The sequence below is a fragment of the Mesorhizobium sp. M6A.T.Ce.TU.016.01.1.1 genome (assembly GCF_003997065.1).
Lineage (GTDB): Bacteria > Pseudomonadota > Alphaproteobacteria > Rhizobiales > Rhizobiaceae > Mesorhizobium > Mesorhizobium mediterraneum.
The window spans coordinates 1-19,156 of sequence record NZ_RZTJ01000040.1 but is presented as its reverse complement, the minus strand read 5'-3'; the positions used below and the strand labels follow the sequence as shown (position 1 = coordinate 19,156).

Here is a 19,156-nt window from a genome sequence, read left to right as displayed (position 1 = left end):
GTTCCTGGTGGGCGCCCCTCCCCTCGAGGGGAGGGTGGACAGCCGCCGAAGGCGGATGGACGGGTGGGGTAGCCTCAGCTGCCTCGACCTTTACCTGAACGATGGAGCGCGTCGCGTAGGAACCCCTCCCGGCCCTACGGGCCACCCTCCCCTCAAGGGGGAGGGAGCGCCCTTACTTCACCAGCCCCTTCTCCTTGTAATACCTCTCGGCGCCTGGATGCAGCGGCACCGGCATGCCGTCGAGCGCCTTGGCCGGGTCGATCGCCTTGGCGGCGGCGTGGGCAGCAGTGAGCTGGTCGAGATTTTCAAACAGCAGCTTGGTCATCTGATAGGCGGTCTCGTCGGAGACGTCGGCGCTGGTGATGAGGAAATTGCCGACGGCGGCGGTCGCGACATCCTCGGTCTGGCCCTCATAGGTGCCCTTGGGAATGGTCACCGAAAGATAGGGCGAGCCGATCTTGGCGACATCCTGCGCCGGCACGGCGACGACGTTGATCGGCACCGACGTGGCGAGGTCGCGGATCGAGGCGACGCCGAGGCCGGCCGATTGCAGCGTGGCGTCGAGCTGGCATCCGGCGATCGAGGCCGGCGTGCGCGCGCCGCTGATCCTGCAGGCCATTCTGGGCTTCGACGCGGCAACGATCGCCTCGGCCTTCCTGGTGTCGCCGGCAACGATGGGCCAGCGCCTGGTGCGCGCCAAAAGCCGCATCCGCGAGACCGGCATTCCGTTCCGGGTGCCTGAGAGAACCGAGCTTGGCGAGCGGTTGGATGCGGTGCTGGAAGCGATCTACGCCGCGTTCGCCGAAGGCTGGTCAGACCCGGCCGGCACCGAAACCCGGCGCCGCAATCTCGCGACCGAAGGCATCTGGCTCGGCCGGCTGGTCGCCTCGCTGATGCCGGACGAGCCGGAAGCGCTTGGCCTGCTGGCGCTGATGCTGTTTGCCGAGGCGCGGCATGCGGCGCGGCGCAACGCCGCCGGAGACTATGTGCCGTTGGCCAAGCAGGAGCTTGCGCTGTGGGACCACGCCTTGATCGACGAAGCAGAGACGCTGCTCAGGCGCGCCGCGGCCAAGGGCGTTGTCGGCCGCTACCAGCTCGAGGCGGCCGTCCAATCCGCCCATACGACAAGGCGCCTGACCGGCCGGACCGACTGGGTCGCGATCAGACATCTCTACGACGCGCTGTCGGTAATTGCCGGCTCGCCGGTGGTATCGATCAACCGCGCGGTGGCCATTGCCGAGACCGACGGCGCAGTGGGGGGATTGAGCGCACTTGATGAGCTTGGCGACGACAAGCGGCTGCATGATTATCAGCCTTATTGGGCCGCCCGCGCGGGCCTCCTGGCCAGGCTTGGCAAAACTCGGGAGGCTACCGAGGCCTATGACCGGGCGATCGGCCTCGAACGTGATCCGGCCGTGCGCCGGTTCCTGCAGGAACGACGGGCGGGGCTCAGCCGCGCGGAAAAAGACTGACGCAACACGATCCGTTCAGGCCGTCCACATGGCGTGGGACGCGTTCAGCTTCCTCATCACCTGATGTTCGCGCAACTTGGCCCACAGGCGTTCGATATTCGGCCAGGCGCTTGGGACCTTTTCAATCTCGGGATGCCAGGCCACCAGCATGACGAGATAGATGTCGGCCAGCGAGAACCGGTCGCCGACCAGCCAGTGTCGGCCTTCGAGGGCGGCATCGAGAATGGCCAAGCCGCGATCCATTTCCGAGATCGCTGCCTGCTTGACGGCTTCTACCCCGTCGGGATCGGCCGTGTAGCGATGAGCGTAGAAGAACCGCAGGTCTGCCTGATAGATGACCGACGACATGAACGTCATCCAGCGCAGGAAGTCGGCGCGGTCAGGCGAGTTCGCTGCCGGCGCCAAGTTCGCTTCCGGGTGGCGCTCGGCGAGCAAGATGCAGATCGCCGCCGACTCGGTCATCGAGCTCCCGTCCGGCAAGACCAGGACCGGCACCTGGTTCAAGGGGCTGATGTCAAGAAAGGCTTGATCGGGCGAGACCGACTTCGGAACGTCGACCTGGTCGAAAGGCATTCCCACCAGTATCAGCGCCGCCTCGACGACAAAGCCGCCGGTATTGGCACGGGTATAGAGTTTGTACATGAAATCCTCCGCCAGCCGGTGCAAGGCCGGCGACGATCTGACCGGAAGCGTCGCTTTACTCAAGCGAGCGGCGGCCGCCACAGGTGTTTTTTCAGCGGTCCAGACCGAAGTGTCGATGCGGAACTTTTGAAGGATCGCTACGAATCCATCCCTTTCGGGAATTCCCGTGTCAAGAAATTAAGCCCCCAGCCCTTCGAACAGGATCGTCGACAGATAGCGTTCGGCGAAGGATGGAATAACGACTACCAGGTTCTTGCCCTTGTTCTCCGGCCGCGAGCCGACGACGATCGCCGCCTGCAGGGCGGCGCCCGAGGAGATGCCGACCGGGACGCCTTCGAGGCGGGCGACGAGCCGTGCATTGGCTACCGAATCCTCGTTGGAGACCCTGACGATCTCGTCATAGATCGTCGTATCGAGGATCTTCGGAGCGAAGCCGGCGCCAATGCCTTGGATCTTGTGCGGGCCGGGCTGACCGCCCGACAGCACCGGCGAGGCTTCCGGCTCGACGGCGACGACATGCACGGAAGGCTTGCGCTGCTTCAGCACCTGGCCGACGCCGGTGATGGTGCCGCCGGTGCCGATGCCGGCGACGAAGATGTCGACTTCGCCTTGCGTGTCGTTCCAGATTTCCTCGGCCGTGGTGCGGCGGTGGATTTCCGGATTGGCCGGATTCTCGAACTGCTGCGGAATGACGGCGTCGGGCAGCGTCGCGGCCAGCTCGTCGGCCTTGGCGATGGCGCCTTTCATGCCTTTCGGTCCTTCGGTCAGCACCAGTTCGGCGCCGAGCAGCGCCAGCATTTTCCTGCGTTCGACCGACATCGTTTCCGGCATGGTCAGGATCAGTTTGTAGCCCTTGGCGGCGGCGGCAAAGGCGAGCGCAATGCCGGTATTGCCCGAGGTCGGCTCGATCAGCGTGGTCCTGCCGGGCGCAATCCTGCCCGATGCCTCCAGCGCCTCGATCATCGAGACGCCGATGCGGTCCTTGACGGAGGCAATCGGGTTGAAGAATTCGAGCTTGGCGAGCAGATTGGCGACAACGCCCTTTTCATTGGCGAACTTGTCGAGCCGCACCAGCGGGGTGTCGCCGATTGTTTCGGTAATCGAATTGTAGATGCGGCCGCGGCCGGGCACATGCGCGGTGGTGGCGGGCTTGTTCATTGGTTCGCTCCCCAAAGGTCAGATGGGCCAGAGTCAGGTTGGCCAGAGTCAGTCAGGCAAAGAGTCAGGCGGGCATAAGATAGGGCCATCCGCCGCGCAAGATAGTCTGTCGGTTGAAAATATCCGAATGGGACGCATGCTGAAAACAGCTTCGGCCCGAAAAGCATTTCAGGCGGTGGCCTGTTTAGGAATGGCTCGGCCGCGAGATGCCTATTGCCGGGCGGCGATCGCAGCCGCCGCGCCGACCATGAAGCCGGCGGCGGTGCGGTTCAGCACCCTCAGTGCGCGCGGCGATTTCAGGAGCCCACGCGCCTTGGCCGCCAGCGCCAGATAGGGCACCAGCACCACCAGCAGCACGACGAGCGTCAGCGCGACGAGGATGCCGTAATCGGCGAGCGTGATGGTCTTCAGATCGACGATGGTCGGCGTGATCGCGAGATAGAAGATCATCGTCTTCGGATTGCCTAGCGTGACGGCGAGGCCGGCAACAAAGCTCGACACCAACCCGCCCCTGCCTTTCTTCGCCTCCACCGTTTCGGGCGTGATGCCGCTCGTCCAGAAGCGCCAGCCAAGGAAAGCGAGATAGGCGACGCCCAGCCATTTGATTGCCAGGAAGGCCATCCCGAAGGTCTGCGCGACGAGGGCCAGGCCGAGCACCACGGCGGTGAGATAGGTGAGATCGCCGAGCATCAGCCCGAAAGACATGGCGAGCGCCGAGCGGAAGCCGGAACCAAGCGCACGCGCAATAAGCGCGGTGAGACCTGGGCCAGGAATGGCGGCGGCGATGCCAAGGGCCGCGCTATAGGCGAGGAATCCGGTAAGGGTCATGTTTCGGCCTTAGCGCATGACCCCGAAAACGGAATCGACTTTTAAGACTGCGCGCCTTGTCTCACAAAGGCGGGCAGGCGTGTACTCCCTAAGGGTAGGATTCGATTGCACCAGAGCCGCCGGCCGGGCGAACTCGCCGATCATGACGGACTTTTGTCGTAGGTGACGCACACACGGGGAGTTGAAGCGGAATCGATCGGTTTTCGGAACTCAGTTTCCGGCTGCGTAAAAATCGTCGTCGAGGCGCTTTTCCAGCGCGACGAGATCGGCTGGCAGCGGCAGACCCATGGCGCGCATTTCCCTCAGCTTTTCGCGTAGCTGCTCCTGCACCTCATGCTGATCTTCGGGCTGGTTGATCATCTGCTCGAGCAACAGGCTGATCTGGGCCTTGAACGATTCCAGCGCCATTTTTTTCTCCTTGGGTCCGGCCTAAGCGCGTCGCGTTTGAAGGGTTCCTGCGACGCGCTTTGCTTTCTTGTTTTTATGCATGTCGTTATCCCAAAACCGCTGCGCACTTTTTGGCGACATGCATTATCGTAGCATGCGGGAAATAAGCTGCGCGGTATAGTCGACCATCGGCACGATGCGAGCGTAGTTCAGCCGGGTCGGGCCGATGACGCCGAGCGCGCCGATGACGCGGGCGTCCTTGTCGCGATAGGGCGCCACGACCAGCGACGAGCCCGACAGCGAAAACAGCTTGTTTTCCGAACCGATGAAGATGCGCACGCCGGACCCTTCCTCGGCAAGGTCGAGAAGCTGGATCAGCCCGTCCTGCGTCTCCAGGTCCTCAAACAAGTGCCGCAGCAGCTCGATGTCGGCCTGGGCCGTGACGTTTTCCAGCAGATTGGCGCGGCCGCGCACGATGAGACGCGCCGGCAGGCCGCTGTCGGCGCCCGCCCAGACCGCAAGGCCCTTCTCGACCAGGTCCTGCGACAGCGTGTCGAGGGCGGCCCTGGTTTCTTCCTTGATGCGGGCGATCTCGATCCGCGCCTCGGCCAATGTGCGGCCGCGGATGTGGGCATTGAGGAAGTTCGAGGCTTCATGCAATTGCGAGACGGTGATGCCGGCGGGCAGGTCGACGACGCGGTTTTCGACGTCGCCGTTCTGCGAGACCAGCACGGCCAGCGCCTTGGTCGGCTCGAGCTGGATGAACTCGATGTGCTTGAGGGCCACCTCGTTCTTGGCGGCAAGCACGAGGCCGGCGCCGCGCGACATGCCGGACAGCATCTGGCTGGCTTCGGTGAGCATATGCTCCAGCGTCGCGCCCGAGCCGGAGGCGCGCACCTGTGCCTCGATGATGCGGCGCTCCTCATCGGAGAGGTCGCCAAGCTCCATGAACGCGTCGACGAAGAAGCGCAGGCCGGCCTGGGTCGGCAGCCGGCCGGCCGAGATATGCGGCGCGTAGATCAGGCCGAGATGCTCGAGATCGCTCATCACATTGCGGATGGTGGCGGGCGACAGCGAAGACGGCAGGATCCGCGACAGGCTGCGTGAGCCGACCGGTTCGCCGTCCTTCAGGTAGGAATCGACGATACGCCGAAAGATGTCGCGCGAGCGCATGTCAAGCGATTGAAACGCCGGCGATTGAAACGCGGGCGACTGAAGCATGGGCGACTGCGAACTGGGATCGACTGCCTTGGTCATTCGAGCCAAATACCTCCGGCCCAAAGATATAGACTTCGGCTGCGCCCACGCAACCGGCCATTTTCCTTTGCGCCCTGCGCGCCATGCGGCTACAAGCCGGCCACGATTCCGAAAAAAGATAGGAAAAAAGCCTGAATGCGCCCTTCTAAACGCCAATTCGACGAAATGCGCGCCATCTCCTTCGAGCGCGGCGTCTCCAAGCATGCGGAAGGTTCGTGCCTGGTGAAGTTCGGCGACACGCATGTGCTGTGCACGGCCAGCCTCGAGGAAAAAGTGCCGGGCTGGATGCGCAATTCCGGCAAGGGCTGGGTGACGGCGGAATACGGTATGCTGCCGCGTTCGACCGGCGAGCGCATGCGCCGCGAGGCTTCGGCCGGCAAGCAAGGCGGCCGCACGCTGGAAATCCAGCGGCTGATCGGCCGTTCCCTGCGCGCCGTGGTCGATCTGCAGGCGCTGGGCGAGCAGCAGATCACCGTCGACTGCGACGTGATCCAGGCCGATGGCGGCACACGCACCGCTTCGATCACCGGCGGCTGGGTGGCGCTTTACGACTGCCTGCGCTGGATGGAAGCCCGGCAGATGGCTAGCGTCGCCAAGGTGCTGAAGGACCATGTCGCGGCTATTTCCTGCGGCATCCATGACGGCCAGCCGGTCATCGACCTCGACTATCTCGAGGATTCCTCGGCCGGCACCGACGCCAATTTCGTCATGACCGGCAAGGGCGGCATCGTCGAGATCCAAGGCACGGCCGAGGGCGACCCTTTCTCGGAAGAACAGTTCACGGCGCTGATGGAACTGGCCAAGAAGGGCATTGCGCGACTGGTCAGCCTGCAGCAGATGGCTGTAGGTTAATTTTCGGTTCTGTCATGACTCCTTCCGCCATCCTCGAATCAGCCCTCTATGTGACCGACCTCGATGCCGCGGAAGACTTCTATTCCGGCGTGCTCGGGCTCGATCTGCTGGGCAAGGTCGACGGCAGGCATCTTTTCTTCCGGTGCGGGGACGGCGTGTTGCTCATCTTCAACGCCGAGGCGACCAAAGTGCCGCCGGCGCCCGATGCCAGGCTGAAAGTGCCGCCGCACGGCACTGTCGGCGATGGCCATCTCTGCTTTGCCGCAAGCGCGGACGAGATCGTGCGCTGGAAGGCGCATCTCGAGCAGAAGAAAATCGCCATCGAAAGCGAGTTCGAATGGCCGCAGGGCGGCCGCTCGATCTATATTCGCGACCCCTCCGGCAATTCGATCGAATTCGCCGAACCAAGGATCTGGGGCATCTGATGCATTCGCTTGATGGACATAAGATCGTCGTCGCCAGCCACAATGCCGGCAAGCTGCGGGAGTTCGCCGATCTGATGGCGCCATTCGGCATAGAAGCGAAATCGGCCAGGGAATACGGCCTGCCAGAGCCGGATGAGACCGGAACCACCTTCGAGGAGAATGCCTATATCAAGGCCATCGCGGCCGCCAAGGCGACAGGCCTGCCGGCATTGTCGGACGATTCCGGCCTGTGTGTCGATGCGCTGGGCGGAGCGCCCGGCGTTTACACCGCCAATTGGGCCGAGGCGCCGGACGGTTCCCGCGATTTCGGCATGGCGATGCAGCGAGCGGAAGTGGCGTTGCAGGAAATCGGCGCGGTCGCGCCGGCTCAGCGCAAGGGCCGCTTCGTCGCCGTCATCTGCCTGGCCTTTCCCGACGGCGCCGCCGAATATTTCCGCGGCGAGGTCGAGGGCACGCTGGTATGGCCGCCGCGCGGCAAACTCGGTTTCGGCTACGACCCGGTGTTCGTGCCGGATGGTTTCGAAAAGACCTTCGGCGAGATGACCGCAGAGGAAAAACATGGCTGGAAGCCCGGCCAGCCGACGGCATTGTCGCACCGCGCCCGTGCCTTCCAGAAGTTCGCGCAAGCCAGACTGGATTTGGCACGATCGGCCGTGAAATGACCATGCTGCTCGACCGCAGCCCCGGCTTCGGCGTCTACATCCACTGGCCGTTTTGCGCGGCCAAGTGCCCCTATTGCGACTTCAACAGCCATGTCCGCCACCAGCCGGTCGACCAGGAGCGTTTTGCGCACGCCTTCGAGACCGAGCTTGCGACCATGCGTGACCGCACCGGACCGCGCGAGGTGACCAGCATTTTTCTCGGCGGCGGCACGCCGTCGCTGATGAAGCCGCAAACCGTCGCGACGGTGCTGGACGCGGTGGCGAAGAACTGGACGGTGCCCGCCGGCATCGAGGTGACGCTGGAAGCCAACCCCTCTTCGGTCGAGGCCGAGCGCTTTCACGGCTACCGGGCGGCGGGCGTCAACCGGGTGTCGCTCGGCGTGCAGGCGCTGAACGACAAGGATCTGCGCTTCCTCGGCCGGCTGCACAATGTCGATGAAGCACTGCATGCGATCGGCTTGGCGCGTGAGATCTTCCCACGGCTGTCCTTCGACCTGATCTACGCGCGGCCCGGCCAGACACCGGAAGCGTGGCAAATGGAACTCGAGCAGGCGATCGGCCACGCCGCCGACCATCTGTCGCTCTACCAGCTGACCATCGAGGAAGGCACGCCGTTCCACGCGCTGCATGCGGCCAGAAAATTTGCCATTCCCGACAACGACCATGCCGCCGATCTCTATGCGCTGACGCAAGAGATCACCGCCGCGCATGGACTGCCGGCCTACGAGATTTCCAACCACGCCAGATTAGGTGCCGAGAGCCGGCACAATCTCACCTATTGGCGCTATGGCGAATACGTCGGCGTTGGTCCCGGAGCGCATGGCCGCTTCGTCGAAAACGGCCGCCGCGTGGTGACGATCGCCGAAAGAATGCCGGAGACCTGGGCCAATCTGGTCGAGGCCAAGGGCCATGGCATCACCGGCGGCGAGATCCTGACGCGCTCGGAAGAGGCCGACGAATTCCTGCTAATGGGGCTGAGGCTGGCCGAGGGCATCGACCTCTCGCGCTACGAGGCGTTTTCCGGCCGCGGCCTCTCGACGGCGCGGCTGTCGGTGCTGCAGGGCGAAGGGCTGGTGGCGCCGATCGGCAATGCCCGCCTGCGCGCCACGCCAGCCGGCATGATCGTGCTCGACGCCGTGGTGGCGGATCTGGCGCGGTAGGCTTTGCTAGGCAGGTGCAGAACCCTTTGATGTCGGCGGGACAGCGCCCCCTCTGTCCTGCCGGACATCTCCCCCACGAGGGGGGAGATTGGCCGTCATCTCGGCTTTGGCCAATCGCCAACGTTGCCGGAGTGCGCGGAGCGCCTAAGCTGCCGATCTCCCCCCTTGTTGTGGGGGAGATGCCCGGCAGGGCAGAGGGGGGCGCGAAGGAGCGCTACCGATCAGCTTTCATTCCGCGCCGCTCCGTTCCTCGGCTGATGTCACAGCATGGATCCTGGGTCTGCGCCGCGTCGCTTCGCTCCTTGCTCCGCCCCAGGATGACGAAGGGCCATCTCAGCCAATCGCGAGGTTGCGGTAGTCAGGCGTCGTGCTTGTGGCGGCGCTTGGCGTGGTCTTTCTCGGCGTCCGCCTCACCGGAGCGAGCCGATTTGGCGTCGCCCTTGTCGCGGCGGGCACGGTTTTGATCGCTTATGGGGTGTGAGGGTGCTCCGTTGCGGGACCTTTTCGTTTCAAGGCGGGTGATGAAAATGTCGAAGCGATTGGGCATCGTCTGGTCAGTGCTCCATCGTGCTGCCGGTCGAAGGCTTGATTTCGAGATTGGTTGCCTTTGAAGGACGAGGCTTTCGCGGCCTTTTGGCCAAGCCGGCGCCGGTTTTGGCAGGCTGGCTCTTGTCCTTTCGCGCGGCAAAGCGCTTGCGCCCTGCATAGTAGGGTTCGAAAACGTCCTGTATCTTGAGGCTGTCCATCCTGCTCCTCCCGAGATCAGGGGTAAATCCGCCGGGCATGGTTTCGTTCCGTACTGTGGCGAAGGCATGGCGGCCGCTTCACTTCGGCGCAGGTTTTGCAACCAGGCGTGAGCCGTGCCAAACAGGGCCGGATGCATTCAAGTGTCAGAGCTTGACAGGGGACACCGGTGACCGGCGAGTTGGCAAAACGCAGCTATGTGATCGGCCAGACCGAGATATCAGCCCGGCCGCTCGCGCCGGCGCTCTACCTGGTGGCGACGCCGATCGGCAACCTCGCCGACATCACATTACGCGCGCTTGAAACGCTCGCCGCCGCCGACATCGTCGCCTGCGAGGACACGCGGGTCAGCCGCGTGCTGCTCGACCGCTACGGCATCCGCCGCCGCACCACTGCCTATCACGAGCACAATGCCGGCGAGGCCGGGCCGAAACTGATCGCGGCATTGCTGGCCGGGCAGAGCGTGGCGCTGATCTCGGACGCCGGCACGCCGCTGATTTCCGATCCCGGCTATCGATTGGTCGGCGAGGCGCTCGACCAAGGCATTCGCGTCGTGCCGATCCCCGGCCCGTCGGCGCCGCTCGCGGCGCTGACGGCATCCGGCCTGCCCTCCGACGCGTTTCTGTTTGCCGGCTTCCTGCCGGTGAAGACCGGACAGCGGCTGACGCGGCTGGAAGCGCTGAAAGCGGTGCCGGCGACGCTGATCTTCTTCGAATCGCCGCGCCGGCTGGCCGATACGCTCAGTGCCATGGTCGAGGCGCTGGGCGGCGCCCGCAAGGCCGCGATCGGCCGCGAGCTGACCAAGACCTTCGAGGAAATGCGAACCGGCACCTTGCAGTCGCTCGCCGAACACTATGAGGCGGCCGACACGCCGAAGGGCGAGATCGTTATCTGCGTCGGCCCGTCGGAAGCAACGGCCGACGAGCCTGAAGACATTGATCGGCTGCTGCTTTCGCTTGCCGCCGAGATGCCGGCCTCCAAGGCGGCGGCGGAAGCCGCCAAGATGACCGGCGGCCAGAAGCAAGCGCTTTATCGGCGACTGCTCGAGCTCAAGGAGATCGGGAAAGACGGCGATGGCTGAACGCCCGGTCGCCAGCCGCCGGCAGGCCTATCGGCGCGGCCATCGCAGCGAGTGGCTGGCGGCTGCGGCATTGATGGTGAAGGGCTACCGGATCCTGGCGCGCCGCCATCGCACGCGGTTCGGCGAGATTGACCTGATCGCGCGGCGCGGCGACCTGGTGTTGATCGTCGAAGTGAAGGCGCGCCGAACGCTGATGGAAGCCATGGAGGCTATTGCCTACGAATCGGAGCGCCGCATCGAAAGCGCTGCCGACCTCTGGCTGTCGCGCCAGTCCGACTATGGACGATTGTCGGTGCGCTTCGACATGGTCGCGGTGCTGCCGTGGCGCTGGCCGGTGCATGTCGAGAATGTCTTCTACGGACGAAACTAGCTCAGGATTCATTGATCAGCGCCAGAATGTAACAGTAGCCGCAACACTTATCGCCGGGAAGAACGTGTGGGCGCTACCGTCGCGCGCGTAACTGCTATTCGCCCATTGCTTGGGAAAGTACCGGCCCCTGTCCTTAAGAGAGAACCGCACTAGTTTAGGCGAATGGGACGTGCGCTGCAATTTTTGCTGGGCCGTCTTTGAGTAGTATTGTCGAACGTGGGCTTGAAAAGCCGACACCTTCGGGAGGAACCGATGACCAAAGCAAGTATCCAGAATATGAGGTCGCGCCGCAAGTTCCTTGGCGAGGCGGCCGTGGCAGCTGCGGCGATCGTTGCCGCGCCGAGCGTCGTCAAGGCACAGGGGCCGGTCAGCATGCGCTGGCAGAGCACATGGCCTTCCAAGGATATCTTTCACGAATTCGCGCTCGATTTCGCCAAGAAGGTCAACGACATGACCGGCGGCGACCTGAAGATCGAGGTGCTGCCGGCGGGCGCCGTGGTGCCGGCCTTCGGCCTGCTTGACGCGGTGTCGCAAGGAACGCTCGACGGCGGCCACGGCGTGGTCGTCTATCACTATGGCAAACAGTCGGCGCTGGCGCTGTGGGGTTCCGGTCCGGGCTTCGCCATGGATGCCAATATGCTGCTCGCCTGGCACAAATACGGCGGCGGCAAGGAGTTGCTCGCAAAGCTCTACGAATCCATCGGCGCCAATGTCGTTTCGTTCCTCTACGGGCCGATGCCGACACAGCCGCTCGGCTGGTTCAAGAAGCCGGTGGCGAAGGCCGAGGATCTCCAGGGCCTGAAATTCCGCACCGTCGGCATCTCGATCGACGTCTTCACCGCGCTCGGTGCCGCAGTCAACGCGCTGCCGGCCGGCGAGATCGTCGCGGCTCTGGATCGCGGCCTGATCGACGCGGCCGAGTTCAACAACGCCTCGTCCGATCGGGTCCTCGGCTTCCCGGACGTCTCCAAGATCTGCATGCTGCAAAGCTATCACCAGAATGCCGAGCAGTTCGAGATCTTGTTCAACAGGGCGAAATACGACGCCTTGCCTGACCAGATGAAGGCCATCATCACCAATGCGGTCGAGGCGGCCTCGCAGGACATGCACTGGAAGGCGATCGACCGCTATTCCAAAGACTATGTGGAGATGCAGACGACCGATAAGGTCAAATTCTACAAGACGCCGGAGGCGATCCTCAAGAAACAATTGGAGGTCTACGACGAGGTCGTGAAGAAGAAGGCGGCGGAAAACCCGGCTTTCAAGGAAATCATCCTCTCCCAGATCGCCTTTGCCGAGCGGGCAACGCGGTGGGAGCAGGACACCGTCGTCGGCCGGCGGCTGGCGTTCGATCACTACTTCGGACAGGGCGGTGTGGCGAAGGAGTTCTGACCCGAAAGTTCGGGCATCACCGGGCAGCGGCCCGGTGATGCTTCTGACCAAGGTACCCGTCATCCGGGGGCGCGCATGAACGTCCAGCATTTCCTGAATACAGTCGATGCAATCAGCACGTGGGTCGGCAAGGCCGCGGCGTGGCTTATCATCGGGCTGATGACGCTGGTCTGCGTCGAGGTCTTCAAGCGCTACATCCTGAACATGCCCACGGCGTGGATATTCGACGCCAGCAACATGTTCTACGGCTCGCTGTTCATGCTCGCCGGAGCCTATGCGCTGGCGCAGAATGCACATGTGCGCGGCGACTTTCTATACAGCTCGATGCGGCCCCGCACCCAAGCCGCGCTCGATCTGTTGTTGTATGTGGTTTTCTTCCTGCCGGGGATCGCGGCCCTCGTCTATGCAGGCTACGACTATGCCGCGATTTCATGGCGGATCGGGGAGCATTCGACCGTGACAGCGGAGGGTCCGCCGATCTACCACTTCAAGTCGGTCATTCCGCTGGCCGGCGCCTTGGTGATGCTCCAGGGTGTGGCCGAGATAGTGCGCTGCATCGTCTGTCTCAGGGCCGGGCAATGGCCCAGCCGGCGCAAGGACGTTGCGGAGATCGACGTCGTGGAGGAACAGCTCGCGCTCAGCGAATATGTGGATGAAGAGACGCGTAAGACCGCGATCGAGCGCGCGCAAAAGATAGACGAGCAAGCGCGCCAGCGCGGAATGGGTGGAGACCTGCAGAGTTGAGCGATCCAGCCCTCGGACTCACGATGCTCATGCTCATCGTGGTCGTCATAGTCATGGGTTTCCCGACAGCCTTCACGCTGATGGGCCTTGGCATGTTCTTCGGGTTCTACGCGTTCTACAACCCTGCGGAGCACTGGATCGACAACCGCGTCTTCGATCTGATGGTCCAGCGCACCTATGGGGCAATGACCAACGACGTCCTGATCTCCATCCCGCTTTTCGTGCTCATGGGATACGTGATGGAACGCGGGGCGCTGGTCGACAAGATGTTCTACAGCATCCAGCTTTCGTTCCGACGAGTACCAGCGTCGCTGGCCATCGCTACGCTCATTGTCTGCACCTTCTGGGGCATCGCCAGTGGCCTTGTCGGCGCTGTTGTGGTTTTGATGGGGGTGATTGCCTTCAATCCGATGCTGCGTGCCGGATACGATGTGAAGCTCGCTTCCGGCGTGATCACCGCGGGCGGCACGCTGGGCATCCTGATCCCGCCGTCAGTCATGATCATCGTCTATGCGGCAGTTGCAGGCCAGTCCGTCGTGAAGCTCTACGCTGCGGCGATGTTCCCCGGTTTTTTCCTCGCCTTCCTCTATCTCGTCTACATTCTTGGCTGGGCGACAATCAGTCCGAAGATCGCCCCGCCTTTGCCGGAGAATCAAACAAAGGTTCCGGTGCCTGCGTGGATGGGGAGCCTTCAGACAGTTTACTCGCGCAACATGCTTGTTGGACTTCTTTCCGCCTTGTTCTCGCCGTCCAGGGCGATGGCGCTCGAGACGGAGAACGGACGCCTCACATATTGGGAGCTGTTCAAGAATTTCTGCGCTGCGCTGGTGCCCCTCGCCTTGACAGCACTCACCCTCCTGCTGGTGTGGTGGTATGTCGTCATCCATCCGCAGGCATCGGCCGACGTCGAAGCTCCAGAGGGATTGGAGCAGCTCGGCGCTCCGGCGGTGGAGGAACTCGGCGCACCCGCAGTGGACGCAGGGCCGGCAACCAGCTTCTACGCCACCTTCGGCATCATCGCGGCACTCGCCGCAGTCGTGCTCGTCCGTTACTACCGGAACATGACTGCCGAACGGCTCGAGGTCGTAAAGCTCCTGGTCTCGTCGGTCATGCCGCTGGCCATACTTACTGTCGTCGTGCTCGGCGTCATCCTGTTCGGAATCACGACGGCGACCGAGTCCGCGGCAGTCGGCGCCGCTGGTGCCTTTCTGCTGGCGTTACAGGCGCGAACGCTCGACTGGAAGCGCATCAAGGAAGCAGTGTTCCTGACGGCCAAGACCACAGCCATGGTTTGCTGGCTCTTTGTCGGCTCGGCGCTGTTCTCCGCCGTTTTTGCGATCCTCGGCGGCCAGGCACTTCTCGAGCAATGGGTGCTCGCGCTCGACCTGACGCCCGTGCAATTCATGATCCTGTCGCAGGCGATCATCTTCATTCTCGGCTGGCCGCTCGAATGGACCGAGATCATCATCATCTTCGTGCCGATCTTCCTACCGATGCTGACGCACTTCGACATCGATCCGGTTCTCTGGGGCGTTCTCGTTTTCGTCAATCTGCAGGCGGCGTTCCTGTCACCTCCGGTCGCGATGTCGGCCTACTATCTCAAGGGCGTTTCGCCCCCGCATGTCACGCTCAACCAGATATTCGCCGGGATGATGCCCTACATGCTGATCGTCATCCTCTGCATGGTCCTCATGTATATCTGGCCCGGCATGGCGCTCTGGCTTCCGAATTATCTTTACGGCAGCTGAGAAGACTCCGCCATTTCCGGACTTTTGCGATCGCAGCGCGAAGGTTTCTTCCCGGGAAGATAATGCCGACTTTCAAACGCCAGTTGACTTTCGGCGACAGGCGCCGATTCTCAAGGTCAAGGCGGCCTGCCGAGCAACATGCCGCCCGAACGATCAGAACGATGATCGAGAGCAGCTTTGACCCTGGTCAATCCGCCGAGCCTTGTTCTAAACGGTGTCGAGTTCGATTTCGACGCCGGTCTCCTGCACGGCGAGCATGGTGAAGATGTCCCGCTGAGGCCTCAATCGCTCGCGGTGCTGAAGCATCTGGTCGCCAACGCCAACCGTGTTGTGACCAAGGAAGAGCTCCTGGACACCGTCTGGCCCGGCATCGCGGTGACGGAAAACAGCCTTTCCCAGTGCATCAGCGAAATCAGGAAAGCCATCGGCGACGAGAAGCAGAGCCTGCTCAAGACAGTCGCGCGACGGGGATATCGCTTTGTCCCCGAAACCGAAGCGCCCGGCATACCGCACGATTCCTACCCGCAGATTTACGGCACTGCCTCTTCTGATCCGCGCGAAGTTAAAGCCCGGCACGGCCTGATGTTTGTAGTCGCTGTACTGGCGATCGCTGCCGCAGTCGCGGTGTTCATCTGGAGGCCCACATTTGAAACGGAAGTGCCGACCTCCCTGTCGATCGCGGTTCTGCCGTTCGCAAATCTCAGCGAAGTCGAGGAGCAGGCTTATCTTGCCAACGGTTTCGCGGACGATCTGACGACAGACCTGGCGCGCGTTCCCGGCCTGTTCGTGGTTTCGCGCAATGCCGCGCGTGCGTATCGCAACAGCGGTCTGCCACCGGCGAAGATCGCGAAAGAGCTCGGCGTCCGCTATCTGCTGGAGGGCTCCGTTCGACGTCTCGGCGATGAGGTGCGCATCAATGCGCATTTGGTCGATGCCTCGACGGTTGGGCAGATCTGGGCCGAGCGGTTCGAAGGTCCATTCACCGACGTGTTCAAGCTCCAGGATCAGGTGATCGGTCAAATTATCGCCGCGCTGCAGCTGAAGCTCATCCCGGGAAAAGCAAACCTCGCCGTGTCCGGTGATACTGACGACCCGGAAGCTTACCAGGCGTTTCGACGCGCCATCGAGGCGCGACGAAAGGATACACCATCGGGCACGGTGGAAGCATCGGGCTACCTTCGCCAAGCCTTGGCGCTGGACGCCGATTTCGGCGCGGCGGCCGCGGAATTGGCGTGGCTCCACTGGGACGCCGACGAGGTAAGGAGGCAAGCTCTCGGGATCAGTTGGACCGAGATCGACAACGAGCTCTACGGCAGTCTGGCCATCGCTGCCGGAAATCCGTCTCCAGGTTACTATCAGCTGATTTCCGAACTTCTGGTCCGAGAGCATAGGTCCGACGAGGCGGTGGCTGCCCTGCAAAAGGCGATAGCGCTCGACCCGAGCGATTCCTGGACCTACGAAGGGCTGAGCCAGGCCCTCAACTTCAACGGCAGGCCGGCCGAGGGGCGAACCTTTCTCGATGCGGCCTTACGCGTCGATCCCGGATGGACGGAGTGGCGACACTACCAGGCTGGCTTGGCGGCGTTCGGCCAAGGCCGCTACGAGGAGGCGGTCGCGCAGCTTAAGCAGGTCGATGTCCGCTCCCCCAATCCGTGGACGAAGTTCTACGGCCTGCATGTTCTTGTCGCGGCGCTTGCGCATCTCGATCGCCTGCCGGAAGCGGCCTCGGCCCTAGGGCAGCTCCGACGCGTGCTGTCGGACATGCAAGAGGGGCAGCCCAACTTGCTGATCGCGCAGCAGTTCTTCGTCTACAAGCGGCCGGAGGACATCGCTCGCCTGCTCGATGGCTTGAGGAAGGCGGGGGTTTCTGAGCTTCCCGCCGGAATGGAGCCGGAATCCGCTGAACGGATGAACGGCGTCGACATCGGGAATCTCATAATCGGACACGAGCTAACGGGACGCCAGATTCTGCCCGATGTCTTAGCCTACCATGCTGTGGTTGCGGCAGACAGCAGCGTGACCAGAACAGTTGGTGAGGAGGTCGTGACCGGTCAGATGTGGGTGCAGGGCGACAGCTTGTGCAGCGCGTATCCGCGTAAACTGACGGGCTGTGGCGCTGTGTTCCGCAACCTGAGCGGCATATCTGGAGCCAGGAACGAATACATACTTCTGTCTCGCTTCAAGCGTTACGAATTCTCGGTGACGAAGTAGCAGCAACTTCGCCGCGCCTACAGCGGCCATGAGAGATTGAGGTCCATTTCGCTCACGCCTTCGGTACCGTACGGGCCACACTGCTTCAATGCGTCAGCGAAATCCTTGGCTAAGGCCTGGAACGTCTCGGTCTGTGGCGCAACGTCGACGATTTCGATGGCACTGACTTGACCCTCGCGCGTGAAGCTGACGTGGACATCGGCGCTGAAGCTGATTCCGCGCATCGCCGTCTGCGTAGGCCAGCAGCTTGCTGCCCGTTCGAGAATGTGACGGCTCAGACCATCACCAGCGGACGCGGTGGTCGCCGCGCCGATCACGAGAATTCCCAAGATGCGGTTGATCATCTTTTATCTCCTCAGTTCGACGCCCGAACCGTGTGGGGACGGCTTGGTGGGGACGGCTTGTGAGAGAGAACGCGAGGGGTCGTTCGAAGTCATGAAATCGACGTGAAAAAGTTCTGAAGAGTGGTGAACGCAGTCGATTTTGGCTACGGAATGCACGCAAGCGGCAAGAACGATCCTGCGAGGTCGGCATGGGTCGGGGGCAGGTCTACGTTGGTCGTCCCCACCATCAACGGCATTGCTACGCCAACGAGCAAATAGAGCCTGGGGCGATAAATTAACTGTGCCGCCTCACCCCCAGATAAACAGCGCAACCAGCCCGACGGTGCCGATCACCACCCGCCACCAGCCGAACAGCGAATAGCCGTGGCGCGAGACGTAGTTGAGCAGGAAGCGCACGACGATCAGCGCCGCGACGAAGGCCGCGATGAAACCGGCGGCGATGACGGGCAGATCGGCGCTGGTCAGCACATTGCGGTTCTTGAAGAGGTCGAAGGCGAAGGCGCCGACCATCGTCGGCATGGCGAGGAAGAAGGAGAATTCCGCAGCCGCCCGCTTGTCGACGCCCAGAAGCAGCGCGCCGACGATCGTCGAGCCGGAGCGCGACGTGCCGGGGATCAGCGAAAGGCATTGGAACAGTCCGATCTGCAGATAGAGCCTGAGCGGAAACCGCTCGACGTCGTGGTAGAACGGCTTCAGCTTGAGACGATCCACCCACAGCAGGACCACGCCGCCGATGATCAGCATGATGCAGATCAGCCTCGGCGATTCAAACAGCACCGTCTTGATGAAGTCGTGCGCCAGCGCACCGATGACGGCCGCCGGCAGGAAGGCGACGAGGATGCCGAGGACGAAATGCCGCGTCACCCGATCACGCGGCAGATCGACCAGCATCTGCCACAGACGATGGAAATAGACGCTGAGGATCGCCAGTATTGCGCCGAGCTGGATCAGGATCTCGAAGGCCTTGCCGGTCGAGTGGAAGCCGAGAAAATGGCCGGCAAGCAGGATATGGCCGGTCGACGAGACCGGAATGAATTCGGTCATGCCCTCGATCATGCCGAGCAGCAGCGCTTCGACGATGGTCTGGCTTTCCATGGCAACCTCGGCGTTCGAGTGAGAGCTTGAAGAACGGCTTGCGAAAGGGCTTGCTTGTCATGGCGCGGAACTCCTCCTATAGGTCGCAGCACCCTGACAGCCCTTTGAATCGGGGCGGCTAAGACTTACCGGCGCAGCCGGCGATTTGCCAGTGCGCTCTATTATCGCGGGACCATGCTGACGCTTTTCCACCACCCGATGTTCGCCTCCTGCCGGTTCGTGCGCCTCGCTTTCGGCGAATATGGCGAGGAGCTGGCGCTGATCGAGGAAAAGCCGTGGACGCGGCGCAAGGAGTTCCTGGCGCTGAACCCGGCCGGCACGCTGCCGATCCTGCTCGCCGAAGGCGACGTGCCGATCGTCGGCGCCATGGTCATCGGCGAATATCTCGACGAGACGCGCGGCGTGCTCAAGCGCGACAAGCGGCTGTTCGCCGAGGATCCGATGGGGCGCGCCGAAATCCGCCGGCTGACCGACTGGTATCTCAACAAGGCCGATAGCGAGGTGACGCGGCATCTGGTGCGCGAGCGCGTGCTGAAGCCGGTCATGCCGGAAACGGCGGGCGGCGGCTCGCCCCATTCGGCAGC

19 protein-coding genes and 3 pseudogenes are annotated in these 19,156 nt (G+C 62.9%); 13 read left to right on the top strand and 9 right to left on the bottom strand.

The genetic code is table 11. From position 1 onward, the window contains the following. Positions 1–172 precede the first annotated feature (172 nt). A pseudogene (locus EOC94_RS32125) lies at positions 173–568 on the bottom strand (TAXI family TRAP transporter solute-binding subunit); the annotation flags it as partial. Position 569: 1 nt separating this feature from the next. Between EOC94_RS32125 and EOC94_RS32120 the strand changes: the two are divergent. Next, positions 570–1,472, top strand: a pseudogene (locus EOC94_RS32120) (DUF6596 domain-containing protein); the annotation flags it as partial. Between the two features lie 15 nt (positions 1,473–1,487). Here EOC94_RS32120 and EOC94_RS32115 read toward each other — a convergent pair. The 5 genes from EOC94_RS32115 to hrcA all read right to left on the bottom strand — a co-directional run bounded on the left by EOC94_RS32115 (position 1,488) and on the right by hrcA (position 5,744). Then, on the bottom strand, positions 1,488–2,114 hold the full coding sequence (locus tag EOC94_RS32115; protein ID WP_127295563.1) for a glutathione S-transferase family protein: 627 nt from the start codon (positions 2,112–2,114) through the stop codon (positions 1,488–1,490). A 177-nt stretch (positions 2,115–2,291) separates the two neighbouring features. Then, positions 2,292–3,272, bottom strand: coding sequence for a cysteine synthase A (gene cysK / locus EOC94_RS32110; protein WP_127295561.1), 981 nt, complete (start codon positions 3,270–3,272; stop codon positions 2,292–2,294). A 210-nt stretch (positions 3,273–3,482) separates the two neighbouring features. Next, the gene (locus tag EOC94_RS32105; protein WP_127295559.1) at positions 3,483–4,100 is read right to left on the bottom strand and encodes a LysE family translocator; all 618 of its coding nucleotides are present in this window, start codon (positions 4,098–4,100) and stop codon (positions 3,483–3,485) included. A gap of 210 nt (positions 4,101–4,310) precedes the next feature. Continuing rightward, positions 4,311–4,508 carry a hypothetical protein gene (locus EOC94_RS32100; protein WP_029347942.1) on the bottom strand — a complete coding sequence of 66 codons (198 nt, stop codon included), beginning with the start codon at positions 4,506–4,508 and terminating at the stop codon, positions 4,311–4,313. Between the two features lie 123 nt (positions 4,509–4,631). Continuing rightward, a complete protein-coding gene (gene hrcA / locus EOC94_RS32095; RefSeq protein WP_127295557.1) occupies positions 4,632–5,744 on the bottom strand; it encodes a heat-inducible transcriptional repressor HrcA in 1,113 nt (370 codons plus the stop codon). A 135-nt stretch (positions 5,745–5,879) separates the two neighbouring features. Here hrcA and rph point away from each other — a divergent pair, with 135 nt between their 5' ends. The 5 genes and pseudogenes from rph to EOC94_RS34920 form a co-directional block, all read left to right on the top strand. After that, the gene (gene rph, locus EOC94_RS32090) at positions 5,880–6,596 is read left to right on the top strand and encodes a ribonuclease PH (protein WP_127295555.1); all 717 of its coding nucleotides are present in this window, start codon (positions 5,880–5,882) and stop codon (positions 6,594–6,596) included. Positions 6,597–6,610: 14 nt separating this feature from the next. Beyond that, positions 6,611–7,021, top strand: coding sequence for a VOC family protein (locus EOC94_RS32085; RefSeq protein WP_127295553.1), 411 nt, complete (start codon positions 6,611–6,613; stop codon positions 7,019–7,021). Continuing rightward, positions 7,021–7,683 carry an RdgB/HAM1 family non-canonical purine NTP pyrophosphatase gene (gene rdgB / locus EOC94_RS32080; protein ID WP_127295551.1) on the top strand — a complete coding sequence of 221 codons (663 nt, stop codon included), beginning with the start codon at positions 7,021–7,023 and terminating at the stop codon, positions 7,681–7,683. The genes EOC94_RS32085 and rdgB overlap by 1 nt, the downstream gene beginning before the upstream one ends. Next, the gene (gene hemW, locus EOC94_RS32075; RefSeq protein WP_127295549.1) at positions 7,680–8,843 is read left to right on the top strand and encodes a radical SAM family heme chaperone HemW; all 1,164 of its coding nucleotides are present in this window, start codon (positions 7,680–7,682) and stop codon (positions 8,841–8,843) included. Before rdgB ends, hemW begins: the two co-directional genes overlap by 4 nt. Positions 8,844–9,207: 364 nt before the next feature. Continuing rightward, a pseudogene (locus tag EOC94_RS34920) lies at positions 9,208–9,324 on the top strand (transporter); the annotation flags it as partial. A 73-nt stretch (positions 9,325–9,397) separates the two neighbouring features. Here EOC94_RS34920 and EOC94_RS32060 read toward each other — a convergent pair. Beyond that, the gene (locus EOC94_RS32060) at positions 9,398–9,589 is read right to left on the bottom strand and encodes a hypothetical protein (protein ID WP_127295545.1); all 192 of its coding nucleotides are present in this window, start codon (positions 9,587–9,589) and stop codon (positions 9,398–9,400) included. Between the two features lie 167 nt (positions 9,590–9,756). Here EOC94_RS32060 and rsmI point away from each other — a divergent pair, with 167 nt between their 5' ends. From rsmI to EOC94_RS32030, 6 genes are all read left to right on the top strand, one after another. Continuing rightward, positions 9,757–10,668, top strand: a complete 912-nt coding sequence (gene rsmI / locus EOC94_RS32055) for a 16S rRNA (cytidine(1402)-2'-O)-methyltransferase (protein WP_127295543.1) — start codon at positions 9,757–9,759, stop codon at positions 10,666–10,668. Then, positions 10,661–11,038: a YraN family protein gene (locus EOC94_RS32050; RefSeq protein ID WP_126104219.1), complete on the top strand. Its 378-nt coding sequence runs from the start codon at positions 10,661–10,663 to the stop codon at positions 11,036–11,038. The genes rsmI and EOC94_RS32050 overlap by 8 nt, the downstream gene beginning before the upstream one ends. Before the next feature lie 252 nt (positions 11,039–11,290). Further along, entirely contained in the window at positions 11,291–12,430 is a 1,140-nt protein-coding gene (locus EOC94_RS32045) for a TRAP transporter substrate-binding protein (RefSeq protein ID WP_126104220.1), read from the top strand. 75 nt (positions 12,431–12,505) lie between these two features. Next, on the top strand, positions 12,506–13,174 hold the full coding sequence (locus tag EOC94_RS32040; RefSeq protein WP_095484735.1) for a TRAP transporter small permease subunit: 669 nt from the start codon (positions 12,506–12,508) through the stop codon (positions 13,172–13,174). Next, positions 13,171–14,922: a TRAP transporter large permease subunit gene (locus EOC94_RS32035; protein ID WP_095484736.1), complete on the top strand. Its 1,752-nt coding sequence runs from the start codon at positions 13,171–13,173 to the stop codon at positions 14,920–14,922. The genes EOC94_RS32040 and EOC94_RS32035 overlap by 4 nt, the downstream gene beginning before the upstream one ends. A gap of 177 nt (positions 14,923–15,099) precedes the next feature. Continuing rightward, positions 15,100–17,133 carry a winged helix-turn-helix domain-containing protein gene (locus EOC94_RS32030; protein WP_127295541.1) on the top strand — a complete coding sequence of 678 codons (2,034 nt, stop codon included), beginning with the start codon at positions 15,100–15,102 and terminating at the stop codon, positions 17,131–17,133. 17 nt (positions 17,134–17,150) lie between these two features. Here the strand turns inward: EOC94_RS32030 and EOC94_RS32025 are convergent, their stop codons facing one another. Both EOC94_RS32025 and EOC94_RS32020 read right to left on the bottom strand, forming a co-directional pair. Next, positions 17,151–17,477, bottom strand: a complete 327-nt coding sequence (locus EOC94_RS32025) for a hypothetical protein (protein WP_127295539.1) — start codon at positions 17,475–17,477, stop codon at positions 17,151–17,153. 288 nt (positions 17,478–17,765) lie between these two features. After that, positions 17,766–18,572 carry an undecaprenyl-diphosphate phosphatase gene (locus EOC94_RS32020; RefSeq protein WP_126104224.1) on the bottom strand — a complete coding sequence of 269 codons (807 nt, stop codon included), beginning with the start codon at positions 18,570–18,572 and terminating at the stop codon, positions 17,766–17,768. Positions 18,573–18,746: 174 nt separating this feature from the next. On the opposite strand from EOC94_RS32020, the gene EOC94_RS32015 reads away from it, so the two are divergent. After that, positions 18,747–19,156 (top strand): glutathione S-transferase family protein (locus EOC94_RS32015; RefSeq protein WP_148128446.1); only part of this gene is annotated, 410 nt, incomplete at its 3' end.